This window comes from Phenylobacterium sp. (assembly GCF_031181185.1).
GTDB lineage: Bacteria > Pseudomonadota > Alphaproteobacteria > Caulobacterales > Caulobacteraceae > Phenylobacterium.
In genome coordinates this window covers 1-3,197 of sequence record NZ_JAPSKZ010000272.1, presented here as the reverse complement: position 1 = coordinate 3,197, position 3,197 = coordinate 1, and the positions used below count along the sequence as shown (strand labels likewise).

Sequence of the window (3,197 nt, the reverse complement as noted above, 5' to 3'; positions counted from 1 at the left end):
GCCCTCGGCATTGGCCTTCACCACATAGGGCGGCGCCATGACGTGTTCGCGCGCCACCTCGAAGCGGTTGTAGAGCCCGCCGCCGGGGACGGCGACGCCGGCGGCGGCCAGCACGGCCTTGGCCTTGGCCTTGTCCATCGCCAGGGCCGACGCAAGCACGCCCGAGTGCGTGTAGGGGATCGCCAGCGTCTCCAGGATGCCCTGCACGCAGCCGTCCTCGCCCCAGGCGCCGTGCAGGGCGTTGAAGCAGACGTCGGGCTTCAGCTTCGCCAACACCTCGGCCAAGTCGCGGCCGGCGTCGATGCGGGTGACCTTCGCGCCCAGCCGCTCCAGGGCGTCGGCGCACTCCCGGCCCGAGACCAGGCTCACCTCCCGCTCGGAGGAGATGCCGCCCATGAGGACGGCGACGTGGTGTCCGGAAAGCGGGGCGGCCATGGCTTCGACTCGTGGGGCTGGGAGGTCTCCGCCCGCCGTCGCGCACGAGGGCCCGCGGGTCAAGTGCGCCCCGTCGCCGCCGCGCCCCACCCATGCTGCCAGGATGCTGTCAGCAGGCCCGCCGCATCCTCGCGGGCATGAGCGTCGCCACCGCCCTGGACCACCTCCCCCGCCCGCCCTGCGCCGAGCTGCTCGGCTGGGAAGTTCTGGACGCCCGTCCGGCCGACGGATGGATCCGAATGCGCTTCGAAGGCCGGCGCGAGTTCACGAACCCCGCGGGGTTCGTCCAGGGCGGCTTCCTCGCCGCCATGCTGGACGACACGATGGGTCCAGCGATGTTCGTGCATTCCGAGGGGCGGCTCTACACGCCGACCATCGACCTTCACGTGAGCTTCCTCAGCCCGGCCAAACCCGGCCCCATCTTTGGCGAGGGCCAGGTGGTCCAGGCCGGCAAGAGCATCGCCTTCCTGGAAGGGCGGCTCACGGACGCGGACGGCGTGGTGCTCGCCCGCGCCACCGCCAGCGCCCGGATCGTGTCGGCCGAGAAGGCGCTGGGCTAGCGGCCCGCCTCTTTCCGGAAGTCGATCTCGCTGTTCGCCGCCGTGTGCAGGAAGCTCGCCCACACCGCCACGTTCTGCGACAGCTCGGCAGGATCGATCTTGTCCAGAGTGTCGTCGGCAGAGTGGTGCAGGTCGAAGTAGCGGCTGGCGTCCTGCTCGAACTCGACGAACGGCGCTCCTGCGCCCACGAGCCCCGAGACGTCCGCGCCCCCGAAGCGCGGCGCCTCGCGGCTGACGATCACCTTCAGCGGCGCGATGGCTCCGCGGAATGCCTTCATGGCGGGGTGCTCGAGGCTGCCCTTGGGCAGGCGAACCTGCCACACCCGGCCGGCCCCGCTGTCGCTCTCGCCCACCACGACCATCTGCGCCACCTCGTCCTTATGCGCCGCGAGGTAGGCTTCGCTGGAGCCGCCCTGCTCTTCCGAGCCCCACATGACCACGCGGATGGTGCGCTTCAGCGGGCCCTGGCTGGCGGCCAGCTTGGCGGCGGCGGTGGTGATGGCGATGCCGGCCGCGTCGTCGACCGCGCCCGTGCCCGGGTCCCAGGAATCCAGGTGTCCGCCGACGATCAGCACGCCCGCGTTCGGGTCGGTCCCGGGGATCTCGCCCGAGATGTTGTAGGCGGGCGCCTTCGGCTCGAACCGCGAGGTCATGTTGAGCTTTATCGTCACCGGCTTGCCGCGGGCGACCAGCCGCTCCAGCAGCTCGGCGTCCGGCGTCGACAGCGCCGCGGCGGGGATCCCCGCCGGCTGGGCGCCGCCGGTGTGCGGCAGCCGCGTGTCGTCCGTCGACAGCGAGCGGACCAGATAGGCGACGGCGCCCCGCTTGGCCGCCTCGACCGCGCCGCTGCGCCGCTGGGGCCCGACGGCGCCGTACCCGGAGCCATCCTGCGAGCGGGTCATGACGCCGGTGACGACGGCGATCTTGCCCTTCAACGAACCTTCGGGCTGGGCCAGCAGCTCCTCGTAGGTGCGGAAGAGCGCCACCTCGGCGGTGAGCCCACCCTTTGGCGTCGAGACCGAGCGGCCGAGGCCCAGGATGTGCAGCTTGTGCGGATGGGGGCCGACCACCTCGGCGGACTCCTGGCCGCGGAACCAGGCGGGCGTGGTGAAGGTCTCGACCTTCACGTTCTGGAAGCCCAGCCGCTTGAACGTCGCGACGCTCCAGTCCTTGGCCCGTTCCATCTCGGGCGAGCCGACCATGCGGCCCCCGATCTCGGTCGTCAGCGACTCGGCGATCTCCCAGGCGGTGGAGTCGGAGAGCGCCTTGTCACGGACGGCGACGGCGGTGGCGGAGAGGTCCTGGGCGGCGGCGGGCGCGGCGGCCAAGAGGCTGGCGCTGACGGCCAGAAGGGCGAGATTACGCATGGCCTGCGGGTGCGGCATGCGCGGAGTCCCGTCAAGCTTGACCGTACTTATGTCGACCCAAGCCGAACTTATGGCGGCCGGAACCCGCCGAGCCTCGGTCAGGCGGGCTTGCCGATCCGCTTGATCTCCCAGTCCAGCTCGACGCCGAACTTGGCCTTCACGTCGGCGCGCACCGCCTCGCCCAATCCCTCCAGGTCGGCGGCCGTGGCCTCGCCCGTGTTGATCAGGAAGTTCGAATGCAGCGGCGAGAACATCGCCCCGCCGCCCTGGCCGCTCGCGCTGAAAGCCTTGCCGCGCCAGCCGGCCTCGTCGACCAGCTTCCACGACGAATGACCAGGCGGGTTCTTGAAGGTGGAGCCGCCGGTCTTCTCGCGGATCGGCTGGGTCTTTTCCCGCCGCTCGGTGATCTCGGCCATGCGCGCCTCGACGGCGGCCGGCGCGTCCGGTCGGCCCTGATACAGCGCCCCCAGGAAGATCAGTTGCTGCGCCGCGGCCCGTGCGGACTTGCGGTAGCTGTATTCGAGCTCGGCGTTGGACAGCGTGATCCGCTCGCCCGAGCGTGTCAGGGCGTAGGCCTCGACCAGCACGTCCTTGGTCTCGGAGCCGTAGCAGCCGGCGTTCATCACGACCGCCCCGCCGATCGTCCCGGGCACGCCGCGGTAGAACTCGAGTCCCGCGATCCCGGCCTTTCCGGCCTCGCGGGCGACGGTGGCGTCCAGGGCAGCGGCGCCGGCGTAGATGCGGCAATCGTCGCGCGGCTCGACCTTGGCGAAGGCCCTGCCCAGCCGGATCACGACGCCGTCCACGCCGCCGTCGCGGACCAGGGTGTTCGAGC

Annotated in this window: 3 protein-coding genes and 1 pseudogene; 1 reads left to right on the top strand and 3 read right to left on the bottom strand. The window is 71.4% G+C overall.

The window, feature by feature from the left end; all coding sequences use genetic code 11:
• Positions 1-435, bottom strand: a pseudogene (locus RIF93_RS19660) (D-alanine--D-alanine ligase); the annotation flags it as partial.
• Positions 436-572: 137 nt separating this feature from the next.
• Between RIF93_RS19660 and RIF93_RS19655 the strand changes: the two are divergent.
• Positions 573-995 carry a PaaI family thioesterase gene (locus tag RIF93_RS19655; protein WP_375163902.1) on the top strand — a complete coding sequence of 141 codons (423 nt, stop codon included), beginning with the start codon at positions 573-575 and terminating at the stop codon, positions 993-995.
• On the opposite strand, the gene RIF93_RS19650 is transcribed toward RIF93_RS19655, so the two are convergent.
• Together RIF93_RS19650 and murB are read right to left on the bottom strand one after the other, a co-directional pair.
• A complete protein-coding gene (locus RIF93_RS19650; RefSeq protein ID WP_309093137.1) occupies positions 992-2,362 on the bottom strand; it encodes a M20/M25/M40 family metallo-hydrolase in 1,371 nt (456 codons plus the stop codon). The genes RIF93_RS19655 and RIF93_RS19650 overlap by 4 nt on opposite strands.
• Positions 2,363-2,460: 98 nt before the next feature.
• A partial coding sequence (gene murB, locus RIF93_RS19645; protein WP_309093136.1) for a UDP-N-acetylmuramate dehydrogenase occupies positions 2,461-3,197 on the bottom strand: 737 nt, incomplete at its 5' end.